The sequence below is a fragment of the Bradyrhizobium sp. RD5-C2 genome (genome assembly GCF_019972155.1).
Classification (GTDB): Bacteria; Pseudomonadota; Alphaproteobacteria; order Rhizobiales; family Xanthobacteraceae; genus Bradyrhizobium.
Genome location: NZ_BOVL01000026.1, coordinates 80871 through 100428, shown reverse-complemented (window position 1 = coordinate 100428; position 19558 = coordinate 80871). Strand labels below are relative to the sequence as shown.

The 19558-nt window shown below is 64.9% G+C and carries 19 protein-coding genes and 1 riboswitch; of the genes, 12 read left to right on the top strand and 7 right to left on the bottom strand.

All coding sequences use genetic code 11. The annotated features are described in order from the left end of the window. Positions 1-40: 40 nt before the first annotated feature. Positions 41-1255 carry an ABC transporter substrate-binding protein gene (locus BraRD5C2_RS32225; protein ID WP_223975363.1) on the top strand — a complete coding sequence of 405 codons (1215 nt, stop codon included), beginning with the start codon at positions 41-43 and terminating at the stop codon, positions 1253-1255. A gap of 114 nt (positions 1256-1369) precedes the next feature. Here BraRD5C2_RS32225 and BraRD5C2_RS32220 read toward each other — a convergent pair whose 3' ends face one another. The 4 genes from BraRD5C2_RS32220 to BraRD5C2_RS32205 all read right to left on the bottom strand — a co-directional run bounded on the left by BraRD5C2_RS32220 (position 1370) and on the right by BraRD5C2_RS32205 (position 5219). Further along, on the bottom strand, positions 1370-1672 hold the full coding sequence (locus BraRD5C2_RS32220; protein WP_223975362.1) for a hypothetical protein: 303 nt from the start codon (positions 1670-1672) through the stop codon (positions 1370-1372). Between the two features lie 216 nt (positions 1673-1888). Next, a complete protein-coding gene (locus BraRD5C2_RS32215; RefSeq protein WP_223975361.1) occupies positions 1889-2566 on the bottom strand; it encodes a TetR/AcrR family transcriptional regulator in 678 nt (225 codons plus the stop codon). 94 nt (positions 2567-2660) lie between these two features. Further along, a complete protein-coding gene (locus BraRD5C2_RS32210) occupies positions 2661-3449 on the bottom strand; it encodes an enoyl-CoA hydratase/isomerase family protein (protein WP_223975360.1) in 789 nt (262 codons plus the stop codon). Between the two features lie 24 nt (positions 3450-3473). Further along, entirely contained in the window at positions 3474-5219 is a 1746-nt protein-coding gene (locus tag BraRD5C2_RS32205) for a CocE/NonD family hydrolase (protein ID WP_223975358.1), read from the bottom strand. A 486-nt stretch (positions 5220-5705) separates the two neighbouring features. Here BraRD5C2_RS32205 and BraRD5C2_RS32200 point away from each other — a divergent pair, with 486 nt between their 5' ends. The 4 genes from BraRD5C2_RS32200 (at position 5706) to BraRD5C2_RS32185 (ending at position 11583) form a co-directional block, all read left to right on the top strand. Then, positions 5706-6677: an HlyD family secretion protein gene (locus BraRD5C2_RS32200; protein ID WP_223975357.1), complete on the top strand. Its 972-nt coding sequence runs from the start codon at positions 5706-5708 to the stop codon at positions 6675-6677. Continuing rightward, a complete protein-coding gene (locus BraRD5C2_RS32195) occupies positions 6674-9025 on the top strand; it encodes an ABC transporter permease (protein WP_223975356.1) in 2352 nt (783 codons plus the stop codon). The genes BraRD5C2_RS32200 and BraRD5C2_RS32195 overlap by 4 nt, the downstream gene beginning before the upstream one ends. Then, positions 9012-9983 (top strand): HlyD family secretion protein, encoded by a 972-nt coding sequence (locus BraRD5C2_RS32190; protein ID WP_223975355.1) that lies wholly within the window; start codon positions 9012-9014, stop codon positions 9981-9983. Before BraRD5C2_RS32195 ends, BraRD5C2_RS32190 begins: the two co-directional genes overlap by 14 nt. 202 nt (positions 9984-10185) lie before the next feature. Then, the gene (locus BraRD5C2_RS32185) at positions 10186-11583 is read left to right on the top strand and encodes a glycerophosphodiester phosphodiesterase family protein (protein WP_223975354.1); all 1398 of its coding nucleotides are present in this window, start codon (positions 10186-10188) and stop codon (positions 11581-11583) included. An 85-nt stretch (positions 11584-11668) separates the two neighbouring features. Here BraRD5C2_RS32185 and BraRD5C2_RS32180 read toward each other — a convergent pair whose 3' ends face one another. Both BraRD5C2_RS32180 and BraRD5C2_RS32175 read right to left on the bottom strand, forming a co-directional pair. Further along, positions 11669-12190 (bottom strand): PRC-barrel domain-containing protein, encoded by a 522-nt coding sequence (locus BraRD5C2_RS32180; RefSeq protein WP_223975353.1) that lies wholly within the window; start codon positions 12188-12190, stop codon positions 11669-11671. A 370-nt stretch (positions 12191-12560) separates the two neighbouring features. Continuing rightward, entirely contained in the window at positions 12561-12938 is a 378-nt protein-coding gene (locus BraRD5C2_RS32175; protein WP_223975352.1) for a PRC-barrel domain-containing protein, read from the bottom strand. Positions 12939-13249: 311 nt separating this feature from the next. Between BraRD5C2_RS32175 and BraRD5C2_RS32170 the strand changes: the two genes are divergently transcribed. Both BraRD5C2_RS32170 and BraRD5C2_RS32165 read left to right on the top strand, forming a co-directional pair. Next, positions 13250-13987, top strand: coding sequence for a response regulator (locus BraRD5C2_RS32170; RefSeq protein WP_223975351.1), 738 nt, complete (start codon positions 13250-13252; stop codon positions 13985-13987). Positions 13988-13989: 2 nt separating this feature from the next. Further along, entirely contained in the window at positions 13990-15345 is a 1356-nt protein-coding gene (locus BraRD5C2_RS32165) for an ATP-binding protein (RefSeq protein ID WP_223975350.1), read from the top strand. A 46-nt stretch (positions 15346-15391) separates the two neighbouring features. Here BraRD5C2_RS32165 and BraRD5C2_RS32160 read toward each other — a convergent pair whose 3' ends face one another. After that, positions 15392-15586: a hypothetical protein gene (locus tag BraRD5C2_RS32160; protein WP_050403193.1), complete on the bottom strand. Its 195-nt coding sequence runs from the start codon at positions 15584-15586 to the stop codon at positions 15392-15394. Positions 15587-15964: 378 nt separating this feature from the next. Here BraRD5C2_RS32160 and BraRD5C2_RS32155 point away from each other — a divergent pair, with 378 nt between their 5' ends. The 5 genes from BraRD5C2_RS32155 to BraRD5C2_RS32135 all read left to right on the top strand — a co-directional run bounded on the left by BraRD5C2_RS32155 (position 15965) and on the right by BraRD5C2_RS32135 (position 19515). Further along, complete coding sequence (locus BraRD5C2_RS32155; RefSeq protein WP_223975349.1) at positions 15965-16504, top strand: lytic transglycosylase domain-containing protein; 540 nt, start codon at positions 15965-15967, stop codon at positions 16502-16504. Positions 16505-16633: 129 nt separating this feature from the next. Next, positions 16634-16777, top strand: a riboswitch (TPP riboswitch). Beyond that, positions 16765-17778 (top strand): FAD-dependent oxidoreductase, encoded by a 1014-nt coding sequence (locus BraRD5C2_RS32150; protein WP_223975348.1) that lies wholly within the window; start codon positions 16765-16767, stop codon positions 17776-17778. Its footprint overlaps the riboswitch before it by 13 nt. After that, on the top strand, positions 17769-17966 hold the full coding sequence (gene thiS, locus BraRD5C2_RS32145; RefSeq protein WP_223975346.1) for a sulfur carrier protein ThiS: 198 nt from the start codon (positions 17769-17771) through the stop codon (positions 17964-17966). Before BraRD5C2_RS32150 ends, thiS begins: the two co-directional genes overlap by 10 nt. 171 nt (positions 17967-18137) lie before the next feature. After that, positions 18138-18920: a thiazole synthase gene (locus BraRD5C2_RS32140; protein WP_092116008.1), complete on the top strand. Its 783-nt coding sequence runs from the start codon at positions 18138-18140 to the stop codon at positions 18918-18920. Next, positions 18907-19515 (top strand): thiamine phosphate synthase, encoded by a 609-nt coding sequence (locus BraRD5C2_RS32135; protein WP_223975344.1) that lies wholly within the window; start codon positions 18907-18909, stop codon positions 19513-19515. The genes BraRD5C2_RS32140 and BraRD5C2_RS32135 overlap by 14 nt, the downstream gene beginning before the upstream one ends. The last annotated feature ends 43 nt before the right edge of the window (positions 19516-19558 follow it).

The window sequence follows — 19558 nt, the reverse complement described above, 5'->3', positions numbered from 1 at the left end:
TGGAAGCAACCTCGAACGAAAAATCAGGGAGAGAAACAAGATGAAATCGCTCTTGGCCGCAGCAGCGGCCGGCCTCGCGCTGGCGGTCTCCGGCACCGCGGCAAACGCCCAGATCTCCGACGACGTCGTCAAGCTCGGCGTGCTCACCGACATGTCGAGCCTCTATGCGGACGCCACCGGCAAGGGCTCGGTCGCCGCGGTCGAGATGGCGGTCGCAGATTACGGCGGCAAGGTGAAGGGCAAGCCGATCCAGGTCGTCGTGGCCGATCACCAGAACAAGCCCGACGTCGGCGTCAACATCGCGCGCAACTGGTACGACAACGACAAGGTCGATGCGATCCTCGACGTGCCGACCTCCTCGGTCGCCCTGCCGATCTCCGCGCTGACGCGCGAGAAGAACAAGATCCACATCAATTCCGGCGGCGGCTCCTCCGACATCACCGGCAGTGCCTGCTCGCCCAACACCGTGCACTGGACCTACGACACCTACGCTCTGTCGAACGTCGCCGGCAAGGCGATGGTCAAGCGCGGCGAGGACACCTGGTTCTTCGTCACCGCCGACTACGCCTTCGGCATGGCGCTGCAACGTGACGCCGCCAACGTCGTCAAGGAGAGCGGCGGCAAGGTTCTCGGCGAGGTACGAGCTCCGCTGAACTCGCCGGACTTCTCGTCCTTCCTGCTGCAGGCGCAGGCCTCCAAGGCCAAGGTCGTGGCGCTCGCCAATGCCGGCGGCGACACCACCACAGCGCTGAAGCAGGCCGCCGAGTTCGGCCTCGCCCAGGGCGGGCAAAAGATGATCGCTCTGCTGATGGAGATCACCGACACCCACGCGCTGGGCCTGAAGGCGACGCAGGGCCTGATCGTCACCGACGCGTTCTACTGGGACATGAACGACGAGACCCGCGCCTTCTCGAAGCGCTTCAACGAGAAGGTCGGCCACATGCCGACCATGATCCAGGCCGGCCTCTACTCGGCGACCATGCATTATCTGAAGGCGATCGAGGCGATCGGCACTGATGAGGCTCCGAAGGTGATGGAGCAGATGCGCAAGACGCCGGTCAACGACTTCTTCGCCAAGAACGGCCATATCCGGATCGACGGCCGCATGGTGCACGACATGTATCTGTTCGAAACCAAGAAGCCCGAGGAATCCAAGGGCGAGTGGGATCTCTACAAGCTGATCGCCACCGTGCCCGGCGACGAAGCCTTCCGCCCGCTCGACAAGGGCGGCTGCCCGCTGGTGAAGTCGAACTAGCCAGCCGAGCGTCGACGCATTCGCTCTGGGTGCGGCGGCCATCGAAGGTTGAATTTGGAGGATGCGGGTCGATCGATCCGCATCCTCTTTTTGTTTGCGTAGCTGTGTGAGCCCTCAGCGCCGGGCATGATGCGCACTGCGGCGCGGCACATGAACGATGCCGATGCCGCTCTCCTGCGCCTGCAGCGCTTGCAGCACCGCGGGCGGCAGCAACACCAGCCTGGCAGCGGGGGTCGGCGCGCCGTTGTTGAGCACGTCGCGATACGGATACAGCGCCTGGTAGGCGGCCGGCTCGGAGATCGCGGTCTGGGCCGAGGCCGCCGTCGCCGTGATGGCCGACAGCGCCACGACCAGCGCGACGGTTTTCAACGTCCTGGTCCTGAACGTCCTGGCGAGATGGGAAATCCTGGTAGTCATGGTAACGCTCCCGCGATTTACATCGCATACGATTAATTCGTTCGCGCCTGATAAAGGCATGGCACGACCGGGCTTCAAGTATCCCGATTTAATCGGATGCGATTTATTCGGACGCGGGGCTTCAAATATCCGTGTGAAACGGGTGATCTTGCGCAGCTTGCAGGGCAGGTCTGATCGCGCGGCACGGCTGCAGCGTCGGCGACGCGCGCAAGTGCCTCAGCCGCGTTCCTTGGGCATCGCCCCGAACACCGTCTCGTCAACGAGGCGCCAATACGCCTCGACGACCTTCGGGTCCGCGGAGGACAGTCCGCCGGTCACCTGCATTTCCGGCCCAAACTCGGAAAGCGTCGCGGTCAGGCTGACCATCATGTAGTGAAACAGCATGGGGTCGACGGCGGGGAGCAAACCCTGCTTCTGAACCGCGATGATCTGCGGCAGCAATCGCTCCAGCAGCGGAGCCAGGATCGCTTCCGCCACCCATTTCAGCCGCTGATTGTTCGTCAGCGTCTCCTGCCGCATGAAGCGGTGAAATTCAGGAAATGCGACCGTGTACCGGAACAGTGTCGTGTATTCCTGGCGGAGCCGCTGCAGCGGCGACAAATCGGATGTTTCGGGCGCCGAAATATCCCAACCGGCGCGAATCTGGGCGAAGGCGTGCTCCGCTGCCGCCCGCCACAGGATGTCCTTGCTGCGATAGTGATAGGTGATCAGCGGATGCTGCAGGCCGAGACGATCGGCGATGGCACGAATGCTTGCGGCTTCGAACCCGCGTTCGGCGAATTCGGCGATGGCTGCATCGAGGATCGAGGCTCGGGTCTCGATCGAACGTTGTTGTTCGGCTCTCTGCCGCGGGCGGCCGCGCCGCGCAGCCGCCGGGCTCGCTTTCTTCGTCATGCGGCCTTGGCCTAACATGGTTTCCGGTCCGACGTCACCCGACGTGTCCACGAGCCCATCGCCAGCACCATGCCGTCCTTGTTGCGCAGTCGGTCTATTTGCCTTCGAACACCAGCGGCGGCGGCTCGATATCCTTGTCGAAGGCCGCCGCCGTATTGACAAAGCCGCGCTGGGCGTCGGGGCCGTCGTAGAGCTCCATCGTGACATCGAGCATCACGAGATCCGCTGCGGCGACGCCGCCGCTTGACCACGCCTTGAGCAGGGTGCGCGTCGCGGCATATGACCTGGTCGGTCCTGTCGCGAGCTGCCGCGCCAATGCAGTCGCCGTCGCCGTCAACGCACTTTCGGGCACCACATGGGTGGCAATTCCGAGCGTGCCCGCTTCAGCTCCGGAGATCGGCTCGCCGAGCATCGCAAATCGCGATGCACGCGCCCGCCCGGCGCGCTCGGCGATGCGCTGCAACGCGCCGGCGATCGGCAGCATCGCCGTCGTGACCTCGACACAACGGAAGGTCGCGTTATCGGCTGCAACGAGGAAATCGCACGCCAATGCGAGCTCGAAGCCGCCGCCGAAGGCTATCCCCTGCACCACCGCGACTGTCGGGATCTTCAGCATCTCGATGGCGCGATAGGCGATGTTCACGTCGGCAACGAACGTCCTGAACCAGTTGACGTCCTTGCCCGGCCATTCCCGCACCTCGCCGCCGAAGCTGAAATGCGGTCCCTCGGCGCGTACCACCAGCACGCGAATGTCGCTTTGACTCGCCTCACGCACCGCCGCGCGCAGGTTCTCCGCGAAACGTGCGTCGAGGCGGTTGAATGGCGGGTTGGCGAGGACAATGTTGCCGACGGCGCCATCTCTTTCAAATCGGATCGTCTTCATGGTCGCGTTTCCTTCTATGAGATGTCAGGCCGGACGCCGGTCAGCGGACGAGGGAATGATCGGCAGCAGCAGATGGGACGGCCGCTCCGCATCGCGATAGATCTTGTGGGTGACGGTCTTGCTGCTGCAGACGTGGTACGGGATGTACTCGACGTTGGTCATGGCTCCCGTGCCGGTCGGGACATCCATCGACGTGATATCGAGGCAGATGCGATGGCCCGCCTTGAACTGGTTCGCGGTGGCGAGGATCTGGATCTGGTATTCGACCACGTCTCCCGGCGTCACCGGCGCGATCGCATCCTGTGTCAGTCTGTGGAATGGCTCCCAGGGTTTCGAGCGCTGCTCATCGAGCGCGCGATAGGACGCCTTCAGCCAGCCCCGCGTCAGCTCGCGCTCCGGCAATGTCGACGGAACGTCGCGTTCGCCCTCGCGCGCGGTGCGCACCGACACGTCCGGCCCGACATCCTTGAGCACAATGATCCAGTTGGTGTCGTCCTGGTCGATCGCAGCATGCAGCGTCAGCGTGATCGGGCCGGCGACGGTGACGTCGTGCGGCAAGGGCTCGGTCATGTAGCGCAGCCGCTCCACCTTGGTCGTCCGCGTCACCGGCATCTGCGTGAAGACATCGGGCTCGCGCGCCGAAGCGCCGACCTCCGCGGCCGGCCGCGGCGGCTCGGTCGACAGCGTCTCCCAATGTGAGAGATAGTATTTGGTCCACCGCGTTTCCGGCAGCGGCCAGTTCGTGCCGGTCCGCCACTCGTTGGCGCCCATCAGCCAATAGCGCACCGGCGGCTCGTCCATGATGCCGGTGTCGTGCCCCTTCAGCCAGTGATCGTACCAGCGGATGATTTCATCGTGGTGCTGATGGAACGGCCGCTCGAGATGCGCCGGCCCGGTGAACAGCAGCTTCTTCGGCGCATCGACGTTCTGGAAATAGTGCTGCGCTCCGAGCCAATGCAGCTTGTAGGTATACGCATATGCGCCCGAGCCCGTGTAGAACGGAATCTTGATCTTCCGGAAAGTCTCTTCCGCGCGCTCGACGGTGCCGTCCACCTCCCAGGGATGCGTCATCATGAGATACATGATGAAGGTGCGCTGTCCCTTCTGGGTCAGGATGTTGTAGAGGTTGATGTACTGCTTGAAGTCCGGGTTGCGCATGGCCCGACGCCAGAGCTCTTCCTCGGCGGGCGGCAGCTCGGCGGGGCGGTCGCGCGATTCATGGATGGTGCTGAAAACGTCGAGCAGATAGGGAAAGCTGTGCAGCACGCCGCCGGGATTGAAGTCGCGAAATCCGAACATGCCACCATAGGCGCTGCACGCATCATAGGGGAAGATGGCTTTCAGCGCGGGATGCCCCTGCGCGGCCGCGCGCCATTGCTCGCCGGCAAATCCCGAGATTCCGACCATCCCGACTTTTCCGTCGGACCATGGTTGCTGCGTGATCCATTCGATCAGGTCATAATGGTCGGTGTCCTCGTGGCCGTAATGCCCCTCCGACTTGGCTGAACCACGCGGCTGCGCGATCACGTGGACGTAGCCGTTGGCGATGAAGCGACGCGTATCGCCCGCCTCGATTGGACCGAACCATAACGGCGCGTGAGCCGGCTGCGGCGGCAAGACGTCCGCAATGTCCGGGCCCTGGATGTCCTTGTTGTGCAGCGCCGAGGCGTACAGCACGGGGTATCGGCCGGCTGCGTCCGGACGGTAGACGTCGACCGCAAGACGGGTCCCGTCCCTCATGGCAACGCTGATGTCGCGTTCCTCGATCATCGTTTCATCCCGGTGTTCGCGACCATTTTCGGTCGATGGCCCGCGGCGGTGGAGGCACCCTGCCCGCCCGGTCGAACGCACCATGGCATAAAACTTTACTATCGTAAAGTATATAAATCTCATTCCCTCGGAACACGACGGAACGGCTCGATATTCCGCGACAGTTCCAAAATCCCGAAATGATCGTGGTGGCGGGCGCGGCTGGAAGGTTCGATGCGCCCGCCATCTCCATCTGAGATGGACGGCATCCCGTGCGCCACGCGCACGCGTCAGCAGCACCGGACGCGGTTGCTCCGGTCAAATTCGAGCCGGATCGGACAGGCTGGCGAGGTTGGCAGGATTTAACATCCACGCCATAGTGAATGACTATCCTGGTCGTGAGCCAATGTGGGGTCAGCTATGGACGTGTCACCTTCTGGTAGCGAGAGCCGAAGCACGTCGGAGCCACCACAAGCACCACGCCAGGACGCGCACACGGCAACGCGCATGCCGGCGATCATTGTCGGCGTGATTGCCGCGATCATCGTTGCGCTGTCGATCTATTATCTGCTGCGGCCCGAGCCGCTGCTCGTGCAGGGCGAGGTCGATGCGACGCGGCTCGATATCGCAGCGCGCGTCGACGGACGGGTCAAGGACATCCCGGTCGAGCGCGGCCAGAACGTGGCGGCGGGCGCCGTGCTGGTGAAGATCGACAATCCGGAAACGCTGGCAAAGCAAGATCAGATGCGCGCCGCCAAGGCGGTCGCGGACGCCCAACTCGCCAACGTCCTGGTTGGAACGCGGGCGGAGACCATCGCCGCGCGGAAGGCGGAAATGGCGCGCGCGGAGGCCGCGCAGGTGCTGGCCCAGAAGACCTTCGACCGCGCCAAGGCACTGACCGAGCAAGGCAACGCGCCACAGGCGCGCCTCGACCAGACCACCGATACGCTGCACGAAGCCGAGCGCGGGCTCGATCAGGCGAAATCGGCCTATGAGCAGGCGGTCAACGGCTACACCAAGGAAGAACGCGCGATCGCGAAAGCCAATGTCGAGAAAGCCGAAGCCGACATTCAGAGCGTCCAGTCGGTGATCGATCAGCTCGCGGTGTACGCGCCGGTCGCGGCGCAGGTCTATCAGCGCAACGTCGAGCCGGGCGAATTCGTCTCGCCGGGCGTGCCGCTGGTGACGTTGATCAATCTCGGCGATCTCTGGATCCATTTCGATCTGCGCGAGGATCTGGTCAAGGGCATGAAGGTCGGCGACAAGTTCGACGTCCGGATTCCGGCGCTCGACGACCGTCATGTCACGGTCGAAGTCAAGCTGATCGCCACCAAGGGCGAATATGCGAGCTGGCGGGCGACCCGCGCCACCGGCGATTTCGACTTGCGGACATTCTCGATCCGCGCCTATCCGGTGCAGCCGGTGCCCCAGCTGCGGCCCGGCATGAGCGCCTATCTCGACTGGCGGTCGCGCCAATGAGGCTGGCATCGCAGCCCGGATTCTGGCGGGTCGCACAGCGCGAGTGCCGATGGCTGTTGCGCGACCGCGTCGCGCTGCTGCTGATCTTCGGCGTGCCCTTGTTTGCGTTCATGGTGCTTACCACCGTGTTCAGCCAGCCGGTGATCCGCGGGCTCGGGGTGACGATCGTCGACGCCGACAAGTCGGATGCCTCCCGCGTACTGACGCAGCTCGTGGCGGCGTCGCCGAACCTGAGAATCGTCGACGACTCCGGGTCGCTGTCGACCGCAGTGCACGACATCCGGTCCGGCAAGTCGATTTCGGCGATCTTCATCCCGCCGAATTTTGAACGCGACCTGCGGGCCGATCGCCGCCCGCAGGTGGTCGGCTTCTACAACCAGCAATTCCTGACCGCCGCCGGCATCGCGTCCTCAGGACTGAGCGACAGCCTGACTGCCGCGGCGAACGCCGGCGCGCCCGCCAGGCGCGCCGCCGCGGCGCCGGCCGCGATCGGCACGCTGAGCGCAGAGACCATCGCGCTGGTCAATCCGCAGAAGAACTACGCGCAGTTCCTGCTGCGCGCGCTGCTGCCGACCATCATCCATGTGGTGATCACCCTCGCCGCGGGCTATTCGGTCGGCTCCGAATTCCGCCGCCGCAACGCCCGCGAGTGGCTCGCAAGCGCCGGCGGCAATCCGGTCGCCGCGCTGGCCGGCAAGCTGGCGCCGCTATTCTGCATCTTCGTCGTGATCATGCTGGCCGTGACGCTTGCGCTGGAGGGTGCGCTGCGAATCCCTTTCAAGGGCGACGTGCTGCTGATGGTCGCGGCCGGCTCGCTCCTGATCATCGCCTATCTGTCGCTCGGCGCGCTGTTGCAGCTTCTGGTCGGCGACCTCGCAACGGGGCTGGGACTTGCCGGCCTGATCGCCTCCCCCGCCTTCGGCTATGCAGGTGTTGGCTTTCCGACCATCGGCATGAACACGTTCGCGCAGGTCTGGAGCGCGATCCTGCCGCTACGCTGGTACATGGCGGTCCTGATGGGACAGGCGGCGCGCGGGTTGCCGCCCTCGGAATCCGCCGTTCCCTTTGCGGCGCTCGCCGGCCTCACATTGCTGTTCGCCGGCCTCGCATGGCTGCGCATGGCGAGCCTCACGCACAGGGGCTGGTTCGAGACGGCGCGGCCCGCCGAAGAGCCGGCGAGTGAGCCAACACCGCCAGGCGTCGGCGGCGCGTTCCTGGCGGAGTGGCGGCGCGTGCTCGGAACGCGCAGCGCCTTCACTTTGCTGTTCCTGGCCCCCGTGATCTACGGCATCTATTATCCACAACCCTATCTCAACCAGATCCTGCGCAAGCTGCCCATCGCGATCGTCGACGACGATCTGAGCGAACTCTCCCGGCAGATCGTCGAGACGCTCGATGCCAGCGGAACGTTGAGCGTGACGGTCCGCGCCCGCACCCTCGCGGAGGCGCGCACCGCGATCGATCGCGGCGACGCGCTAGCCGCGATCCAGATTCCGCCGGGCACCGAGCGCGACGTGCTCAAGGGTCTGACGGCTCATATCCCGGTCTACGCCGACGCCACCTATCTGTTCGTCTTCAGATCGACCGCAAGCAGCGTCGCCACCGCGATCGGCACGCTGACATCGCAGCTGGCTTCGCGGGGTGCCCGTTCCGAGGGAAGTCTTGCCAAGGCAAGGCTGGCGAGCCTCAGCCCGGCCAACGTCCTGCTGCAACCGATCTTCAACCCGGTCGGCGGCTATGCGAGCTACATCGTCCCGGCGGCGTTCATCCTGATCCTGCAACAGACGCTGCTGATCGGCGCGGCGATGCTGACCGGCACGGCGCTGGCGAACTCGCGCAACACTGTTGCGAACTCTCGCAACTTGGTCGCGGGCGTGTTCGGGCGCGGCATTGCCCATCTGACCATCTATCTGCCGGCGCTCGCGCTCTATCTGATCGTGCTGCCGCGGATCTATGGTTTCTCGACGCTCGGGCATCTGCCGCAGATCTTCGCGCTGGCGACCGTCTTCCTGCTGGCGACGAGCTTCCTGGGACAGGCGATCGGCGCCTGGTTCACGCGGCCGGAGAACGCCACCATCCTGCTGCTGGCGACCAGCCTGCCGCAATTCTTCACCGCCGGCTTCGCGTGGCCGCGCGAGGCCATCCCTCCTGCGGCGACCGCGCTCGGGCGGCTGTTTCCGGCCGACTCGGCGATCGACGGCCTCGTGCGTATCAACCAGCTCGGCGCCAGCATCTGGGAGGTCTCGCATGACTGGCTCAGGCTGTGGTGCCTGGCGCTGGGCTATTTCGTGCTCGCCGTGATCTCCGCGCTGGTGTTCAAGAGAGGACAGCAAGATGCCCAACGCTAGGCGCGCAGCCATTGTCGCGATCCCGCTTGTGCTCGTCGCGGGTGCGTTGATCTACGCCGAGAGCCGCGCGACGCCTGTCCCCGCAATCGTCGGCGTGGTCCGCTCGACCGAGGTCAGGATCGAGCCGGAAGTGAACGGCCAGCTGGTGTCGATCGCGGTCGAGAAAGGCGCCAAGGTGCGCGCGGGCGACGTCCTCGCCAAACTCTCAGCCGTCGAGCTGACCGCACAGGCGGACCAGGCGCGGGCCACGCTCGCCGCCGCGGTGGCGAGCCGCAACAACGTCTATGCCGGCGTACGCCGCGAGCAGGTCGACTCGCTGAAAGCCGCGATCTCCAAGGCCAATTCGCGCCTCGACTATGTGGAGACCCAGCTCAAGCGGATCACCACCTTGGCGAGCCAGAGTTTTGAAACCCAGCAGGCGCTCGACCAGGCCGAGAACGACGTTGCCGCAGCGCGCGCCGGCGTGGCGGCGTCCCAGGCCAATTACGATGCGGGTGTGGCAGGGCCGACCAAAGAAGAGCGCGCCATCGCCGAAGCGCAGGTGCAGGCGGCTGCGGCTGCCGTCGCGGTGCTCGAGCGCCGTCTCGACAAGATGGTGCTGCGCGCGCCGGTAGACGGCGTGGTCAGCGTGATCGCAGCGGAATTGGGCGAGAACGTGCGGGCGGGTCAGCCGATCCTGATGATCGCGGCGGCCGGCAAGCAATGGCTGTCGTTCAATGTGCGCGAGGACCATCTCGACGCCCTTGCGATGGGCAAGACCGTGAGCGTGATACCGAACGGCTCCGGCGCCGCCACCAAGGCTGCCGTCACCGAATTGCGGCCGCTCGGGGTGTTCGCCACCTGGCAGGCCGAGCGCGTGATCGGCGATCACGATCGCAACACGCTGCGCCTGCGTCTCGATCCCGCAGGCGCCGCGGAAAGTCTCGAACCCGGCATGAGCGTCCGGATCGAGCGTTGACAACGCGCCGCGCCGGTCGCGAGCCGCAATGACGCGCGAACTGTCGCCCTCCGGCGCGTCGCGGAAGCTTGTGTCTGCCCGCCTCGCCGAATAGTCATCGGACTGTCAGAAGATTGCGACAAAGAAGACAACAGCGGCGGCCCTATGCGGCTCGGCCCTCATGGCATCGCCCCGATGCCACGCAAAAGATGGAGACTTGGCCGTGAGGCAGATTCGTTCGCGACGGAAGATGCATGTTGGCGCGATGCTGCTCGGTGCGGCGGCTTTGGCGGTCCTGCTGCCGTCGATGGCATCAGCGCAAACCGGCTCAGCGCCGGCGGGCGCCAAGCCGTTCCTGACCGTCGACGGCAAGCTGCCGCTCGTGATCGGACATCGCGGCGTGCCGGGCCTCGTGCCCGAAGAGACCGAGGCCTCGTATGAGCTGGCTGCCGACCTCGGCACCGACGCGCTCGAAGAGGACCTGCATTTGACCAAGGATTGCGTGCTGGTGGCACGCCACAATCCATGGCTCGGCGACAACACCAACGTTGCCGAAGTGGCGAAGACCAATGCGGAAGTCGCGAAACGCAAGCGCACGGCGCCGGGCGTTGCCGTCAAGGTGAAATGGCCGCAAACGCCGACCAGCGGGCCGGCCGAATATCCCACCGACCTCGTTGATCCGGCCGATCCCAAATCGGTGCTGAAGGCGCTGATCGTCGACGGCGACGACCACACCAATGATTGGTCGATCACCGATTTCACGATGGACGAGCTCAAGAGCTGGATCGCCGGCACCACCTATGATGCGGCCAACGAACGGCCAAAACTGTTCAACGGCAAGTTTCCGATCATCAGCTTCCAGGACATCATCGATATCGCCAAAGCCAAGAGCAAGGCGACGGGACGTTCGATCGCGGTCTATCCGGAAACCAAGAATCCGACCTGGAACAATGCCCAGGCGATCGCCAATGGCTGCGGCGCGCCCGGCAGCCACCCGCTCGAGGATGCCCTGATCAAGATCATCAAGGAGAACGGCCTCAACGCGAAGGACGCGCCGATCATCGTGCAGAGCTTCGAGCCCGGCAGCCTGAAATACCTGCGCAGCCATGGACTGGAAACCCGGCAGGTCCAGCTGATCGACGGCAACGGCGTCGACTTCAAGACCGGCAAGGTGCTGCTCAACAACATCGCCAATTCCCGTCCATACGACTGGACGGTCGCGGGTGACAGCCGCACCTTCGATGCGATGCTGACGCCCGCAGGCCTCGCCGAGATCAAGACCTATGCCGACGGCATCGGTCCATGGAAGGCTTACATCGTCCCCTACAAGGTCTCACCGTGGAAGGACAGCACCGCCGACGGCAAGCCCTACAAGGGATCGACGGCAGAGGCTACGACGCAAGAACCAACCAGCGTCATTGCCGACGCGCACAAGCTCGGCCTGTTCGTGCATGTCTTCACGTTCCGGAACGAGAAGAAATATCTGGCTGCCGACTACCGCGGCGATCCCGGTCTGGAATATCTGAAGTTCTTCCGTCTCGGCGTGGACGGGGTCTTCACGGATTTCACCCACACCGGCGTCGCTGCCCGCGCGGCGTACTTGCGCGAACTGGGCTGGTAAAAACAGGCGCAGATTTCTTGCACCTTGCGACAAAATGCGCCCGGCATCGCCGGGCGCATTCGTCTTTCAGGCAACGCAATGCGCGTTACTCGGTCGCGTACTTGAACTCGGGCATCGCCTTCAGCTCATCCTTGGTCGCGCTGAACACCGCGTGATCCGGATACCAGGGATTCGGCTTCGCCGCCGCCGCCGCGGGCGCCGCGCCGGTGGTGGTCGTGGACTTGGTCGTGCTGCCGGCGTTCGAGGCGCCAGTGTAGGCGACCGGCTCACTTGCGAACTTCACCTTGTCGAGCGGCACGGCGACCAGATGCTCGCCGACGCCAAGGAAGCCGCCGACGCCGATCACGACAGCCTTGATGGCGCCGCCCTTGTCCATCAGGAGATCGTTGATCGAGCCTACGCTCTCGTTCTTGTCATTGTACACGCTGAGGCCGACGACCTTCGACGCGCGCCAGTCGCCATGATACGAGGTCGCCGACGTGGTCGACGTTGTCGTCGACGCCGCAGGAGACATCTTGTCGCCCTTGTCGGTGGGTGTCTGTGCAATCGCGACGGTTGCAAGCAAGGCGGAGCCGGCGACGCCGGCGATGATGGATCTAACCAACATTGTTGCGCTCTCCTCAGTTCGCAAAATCGATGCTGGGAGAACCCGTGATTTGCGTGACCGTTCCTAATGCACCTGCGGTCAAAAGCCGCCCCGATGCTTGGGAACACCATGCTGGCAACGCGATGGAAGCGATGCGGCAAGCCCGAGAATTGCGCACCGCATGGAACGTTGCGGTCCTTGACGAAAACGACCGTGATCTCTCAAGTGGGTTGCGGTTGAGCCCCACGACTGCGCCGGACGCGCAGTTCCCGATGTGACGATGTTTGGCTCACTAAGTCGTCCCGGCGAACCGCGCTTGCGCAAAATCATCCGCACGCGCATCTCGCAGCGCGCCCCGCATCACGAAAGCCGATCGAGCGCGATGTGCCGTTCAGAAGCCGCCCCAATAGGGCGGCACGCCGTAGAAGCGATGCAGCTCGACTTCCTGCGAGCGGTCGCCCCAATCGAATTCCTTGTCGGCACGGAACGATGGCGCGCGCTTCAATTCGTCATCCTCGATGTCGAGCTCGTAGGCCTCGAACTTCGTATTGTAGTGCAGCCGGCCCCACGGCAGCGGGATCAAGTTGGTTCCGATCCCGAGGAAACCACCGAAGCTCAGCACCGCGTACGACACCTTGCCCGAGACCTTGTCGATCATCAGGCGCTCGATATGGCCGATCATGTCGCCGTTGGCGCGGCGCACCGCCGTCCCCTCGACGCGATCGCTTGCAATGAGCTGATGCGGCCTTGCCATGACCTCGACAGCCATCTCACCCTCCTGGCCTGAAAGAGAAACAACGCGTCTGGCCTGAAAGAGAAACAACGCGTCGCCTGGGAACGGGTTCCGGCGCTGGATATGACAGCCGCCCTACCCTTTTCCGGGCGGCCCTGGCGCCACGGACCCGACGTGCGGCATCGGAAATTTCCGCCCGTATTTCAACGGATTAGGCTTGATGACAGAACGATAACTTTTCTCCACAGCGCCGACCTGTTAACTCGTTATGCTGGGCAAGATTCCAGAAATGCACTGAAACAAAATTCCTGAGCCGCTTCCCCCGAATCACGGACAAAAGAGTCGGTATGACCCAGGCTGCGCCCAATATCCTCGTCGTCGAGGACGACCGCGAAACGCGGTCTCTCATCGCAAAATATCTCCGCACCAATTCCTGCCATGTCACGACCGCCTCCGACGGCCGCGAGATGGCCAAGGCCATGACCGACCACCGGGTGGATCTGCTGGTGCTCGACGTCATGCTGCCGGGCGAGGACGGCCTCAGCCTGTGCCGCAAGGTAAGCGCAGAGTCGCAGACGCCGATCATCATGCTGACCGCGCGCGGCGAGGACGTCGACCGCATCCTCGGCCTCGAGATGGGCGCCGACGACTATTTGGCCAAGCCATTCAACCCGCGCGAGCTGCTGGCGCGGATCAACGCGGTGCTGCGCCGGCAGGCCGCGGCGCGCAACGCCAGCGCGATCGAGGGCGCGACCACGCTGACCTTTCTCGGCTGGCGCATCGACATCCGCCTGCGCGAGCTGCGCAACCCCGAGGGGGCGCGCGTCGCCATGACCAGCGCCGAGTTCGACCTGCTGCGCACCTTCTGCGAACGGCCCGGCCGCGTGCTGTCGCGCGACAGCCTGCTCGACCTGACGCAAGGCCGCAGCGCCGGCTCGTTCGAGCGTTCGATCGACGTGCTGGTCAGCCGTATCCGACGCAAGATCGAGCCCGATCCGCAGGAAGCCACCATGATCAAGACGGTGCGTTCCGGCGGCTATGTGTTCACTCCGAGGGTGGGGGCGGTTGCCGCCACGAGCAACTGACCATGAAGCTGCTGCGCGTGCTGAGTCTGCGGGGGATCGGCGCCCAGATGGCGGCGCTGGTCGTCGTCTCGATCGTCGCGCTGCACCTGATCATCACCGCCACCTTCCTGATTCATCGGCCGGACCGGCCGGAGCCGTCCGATCGCTGGCACACCCAGCTCGCCGCCGCCGCGCAACTGCTCGGGCACGCGCCGGCATCGGAGCGGCCGCGGCTCCAGGCCGACGTCATCAGAGCCTTCCCGCAGCTTGCGATCGCTGACTTCACGTCCGATACCGGCGCCCTCACCGAGACCGACCCGCCGAGCCTGCACGCGCTGCGCCGGCTCGGCGCCGGCTATCACGTCTACTCTCTGCCGCGCGAGGCGGGCGGCACGCCGCATGACAACGAGATTCGCCGCGTCGCGATCCGCCTGCCCGACGGCAGCATGTTCGCCGCGAACCTGATGCCGGACCAGCACATGCGGCCGTTCTGGGGCGGGCCATGGATGATGACGGTGCTGTTCGCCGTCATCAGCGTCACCCTGCTCGGCCTGTGGGCGGCATGGGCGCTGACGGCGCCGCTGTCATCCTTCGTCAAGGCCGCGGAGACCTTCAGCCTGAGCGGCGCTGCCGCGCCGCTGCCCGAACGCGGCCCCGAAGAGATCCGCTCGCTGGCCAAGGCGCTGAACCGGATGCGCGAGCGCATCACGGCATTGATCGACGACCGCACCAAGATGCTGGCCGCGATCAGCCACGACCTGCGCACGCCGATCACGCGGATGCGGCTGCGCGCCGAATTCATCGAGGACGAGACCCATCGCCACCGCATGCTGCGCGACCTCGACCAGATGCGCTCGATGCTGGAATCGGTGCTGTCGTTCCTGCGCAACGACCGCAAGCTCGAGGAGATGACGCTGGTCGACATCGCGAGCACACTGCACCTCGTCACCGACCAGTTCGCCGACATGGGACACAAGGTCAGCTACGAAGGTCCGCAGCACGCGATGGCGACCGCGCGGCCGGCCGACCTGCATCGCAGCATCACCAATCTGGTCGACAATGCCGTGCGCTTCGGCGGCGAAGTTGCGGTTCGCCTCGACGTCAAGCCGGATCGCCTCGTCATCGACATCGAGGATGACGGCCCCGGCATTTCGGACGCGCACAAGGCAAGCGTGCTGGAGCCGTTCGTGCGCGGCGACCAGGCGCGCAACATGGACGAGGCCGAAGGCTTTGGCCTTGGCCTGTCGATTGCCAACGCAATCGTGCTCGCGCATGGCGGCACGCTATCGCTGCACGATCGCAAGCCGCACGGGCTGGTGGTCCGGATCGAACTGCCGGCGCGGCAGCAGCAATTGCAGCCGCGGAAATCCGCAGCCTGATCAGCTGGAGCTGATCGGCGACGAAGCGGACCGATAACCTAGAGCATCAGGCGGCGAGCGGCGTGAGCTGCGCTGTGTCGTAGATTGCGATGGCCTCGAAGCGGTAATTGCAGGCGCGGCAATTCCACAGGAACGACGTGCGCCCCTCGCTGTGCTCCACCCAATCGGGCCGGGCGATCGGCTTGCCGCATTGCGCGCAGGGATTTTCGCGAGGCATATAGCCGGTGTCCTGACGGACCATGGCGCATCTCCCGAATGTTGTTTCTTGCGTGCTTTTGAATGGACAGACGTGCTGACTCAACACGCTCGCTGTCACTGACGAGTGTAAACCTTCATCGCGTCGTTTGCACGACAATCCGCTGTGGATAGTGTGCGGTAAAACGCGGGCGAGAAAATCGTAGAAGAAAATTGGACGCGAAAGCAATTTTCGGCTGAGACGATTGAAGCAAACAATTTGAAGCATCTGTCTGCGCAGAAGCGTCGTCCGCTTCACCCGCACCCGAACAATCACGGACGCAGAACGTTTCGCTGACGCGAAGGTTTTGCCACATTCCTGCCTGCTCGCCGTACCAATGAGACCGCAGAACCGACGCGCGTTTGATCACCCGGGCAACCCGAGATGAAGATCCTTCAGAGCCTTAGCTGCCTTGCCGCCGCGATTGCGGTGCTGGCGTCCTGCGCCGGTGCGCATGCACAATCGCGGGCGCAATATGAGGCGATGGTGGCGGCGGAGGCCCAGGCCAATTTGGTGCCGGAAGAGCTGGTGCATCGCGTCATCGTGCGCGAGAGCAAGTACCATCCGCAGCTGATCGGGCGCGGCGGCGCCATCGGGATGATGCAGATCAAGCTCGCGACCGCCCGTGGGGTCGGCTACACCGGTACCGCCGAAGGTCTGCGCGACGCCGCGACCAACCTCGAATACGGCGTCAAATACCTCGCCGGCGCCTATCGCGCCGCCAATGGCGATTTCGACCGAGCCGTGCGTTATTTCGCAGGCGGGTATTACTACGTCGCAAAGCGGCAGCGCGGCGGTCACCTCAAGGAGGCGATGCATGGAGGCGCAAGTGCGCCACCGAAGGAGCTCGCCAAACAGGACCTGATGCCGGACCAAATGTCGGCCGATACCGCCGAGCCGAAGCCGGAACTGGCTCCCAAATAGCTGCTTGCGTGTCCCGGACGCGGCGCACCGCTGTCGCGCTGCGCTGCTTTCGGAGCAGCGCGCCCTGCGCCCACCGCGGTGCCGCTCCTGGCATACAAGTTGACACGACCGCCCATCCGCCTACATTAGGGGCGTTCCGAGGGGTGCTCCGAAGGAGGAGCTGAGATACCGCAAGCTTGGACTTCGCCATCACGGCGATTGGTTCGGGACCGCGGTGACCCTTTGAACCTGATCCGGGTCATGCCGGCGAAGGGACAGGGATGTATCAGACGTTACGACCGCGGGGGGATTCCCCCGTCTCCATCATCGGCGCAGGCATAACCGGCGCCTGGCATGCGTTGTTGCTCGCAGAGGCCGGACGTGCGGTTACCCTGCATGAGCGCAGTGACGCCGCGATGACGCAATCCACAAGCCACTTCGCCGGCGGTATGCTGGCGCCGTGGTGCGAGGCGGAGGCCTCCGAGCCGGTGATCTCGCGGCTCGGCATCCGCTCGCTGGACCTCTGGCGGCAGCATCTTCCGGAAACGGCGTTCAACGGCTCGCTAGTGGTGGCGCATCCGCGCGACCGCGCCGATTTCGAGCGCTTTGCGCGCCTCACGTCAGGTTATCGCCGGCTCGACGCCGAGGGCGTCCGCGAACTCGAACCGTCGCTCGAGGGCCGCTTCGGTAGTGGCCTGTTCTATCCCGACGAGGGTCATGTCGAGCCGCGCCGCGTGCTGCCGCGGCTGCATGCCGCGATCGCCAACGCCGGCGGCGACATCAAATTCGGCAGCGACGCCGAGGCTGACGATCTCGACGGCCTCGTGATCGACTGCCGCGGTCTTGCCGCGCGCGACCGCGAACCGAATTTGCGCGGCGTCAAGGGCGAGATGATCGTCATCGAGACCGCGGAAGTCGAATTGTTGCGCCCGGTGCGGCTGATCCATCCGCGCTGGCCGCTTTACGTGATCCCGCGCGGCGACGGCCGCTTCATGCTGGGGGCGACCTCGATCGAGGCCGAGGACAACGGCGTCAGCGTGCGCTCGGCGCTCGAGCTGCTAGGGGCCGCCTATGTGGTGCATCCGGCGTTCGGCGAGGCGCGCATCGTCGAATTCGGCGCCGGCCTGCGCCCGGCCTTTCCGGACAATCTGCCCAAGATCAAAATCGAGCAGGAACGCATCACGGTGAACGGGCTCTACCGTCACGGCTTCCTGCTCGCGCCGGCGCTGGCCGAGCTGACGCTCGCCTTTCTTTCGCGGGGCGAAATCGACAATGAGGTGATGCAATGCGCGTGATCGTCAACGGCGAGCAGCGGGAGATCGCGGCTTCCAGCGTCGACGCGCTGCTGGCCGAGCTCGACTACGAGGGCACGCATTTTGCGATCGCAGTGAATTACGACGTGGTGCCGAAGGGGCGCTGGGCCGACACCGCGCTCAAGGCCGGCGACGAGATCGAGATCATCACGCCGCGGCAGGGAGGGTGATGTGATGACATTTCATGCAAGCTCTCTCCCCTCGTCGTCCCGGCGAAGGCCGGGACCCATAACCACGACCGGTAATTGTCGGAAAGAACGTCGCCCAGCGCGCCACATTGAAGGGCCGCGGCGTATGGGTCCCGGCCTTCGCCGGGACGACGGCATAGTGTGAGGAGACACATGGTCACCTTCTACGGCAAATCCTTCCCCTCGCGCCTCCTGATCGGCACGGCGCTGTATGCCTCGCCCGCGATCATGCAGGGCGCGATCCGCGCCTCGGGCGCCAGCATCGTCACGGTGTCGCTGCGCCGCGAGGCGGCCGGCGGCAAGACCGGCGATGCGTTCTGGGCGCTGATCCGCGAGCTCGGCGTCACCGTGCTGCCCAACACCGCCGGCTGCCGCAGCGTGCGCGAGGCGGTCACCACCGCAAAGCTCGCGCGCGAATTGTTCGGCACGCCCTGGATCAAGCTCGAGGTGATCGCCGACAACGACACGCTGCAGCCCGACGTGGTCGGCCTCGTCGAGGCCGCCACCATCCTGATCAAGGACGGCTTTGAAGTGTTCCCCTATTGCACCGAGGATTTCTCGGTCGCCTCGCGGCTGGTCGAGGCCGGCTGCAAGGTGGTGATGCCGTGGGCCGCGCCAATAGGAAGTGCAAAAGGCATCACCAACCGCGATGCGCTGAAGCTTTTGCGCGACCGCCTGCCCGACATCACGCTGGTGGTCGATGCGGGCTTGGGCGCGCCGTCGCATGCCGCCGAAGCGCTCGAGCTCGGCTACGACGCCGTGCTGCTCAACACCGCGGTGGCGAAAGCCGCCGATCCGGTTGCGATGGCCAACGCCTTCCGGCTCGGCGTCGAGGCCGGCCGTACCGCCTATGAAGCCGGGCTGATGGAAGCCCGCGACTTCGCTTCCCCTTCCACCCCTGTCGTTGGGACCCCGTTCTGGCATGCCGTATCCTGATCCGTTCTATCCCGTCGTCGACAGCGTCAAGTGGGTCGAGCGACTGACCAAGCTCGGCGTCGGCACCATCCAGCTCCGCGCCAAAGAGCTCGACGATGCCGAGGCGCTGCAGATCGTCACCGACGCGCTGGCCGTGACCAGGGGCACGCCGACCAAGCTCGTCGTCAACGACTATTGGCGCGCGGCTGTTGTCGCCGGCGCCGAGCATCTGCATCTCGGCCAGGAAGACCTCGCCGACGCCGACCTCGCCGAGATCCGCAAAGCGAAACTCACGCTCGGCGTCTCCACCCATGACGATGCCGAACTCGACGCCGCGCTCGCGGCGAAACCCGACTATGTCGCGCTCGGCCCGATCTTCTTCACCACTTTGAAGTCGATGCGGTTCGCGCCGCAGGGCATTCCGAAGATCACCGAGTGGAAGAAGCGGATCGGCGCCATTCCCCTTGTCGCGATCGGCGGCATCAAGTTCGAGCACGCGGCCGAGATCTTCGCCGCCGGCGCCGATTCGATCGCCGTCGTCAGTGATGTCACCCAGAACGCCGACCCCGACGCGCGGGTGCGGCAATGGCTCGGCATCCGTGCGGAGGCCGCGTGATGGCCACCAATCTCACCACCGTCATTGCGAGGAGCGCAAGCGA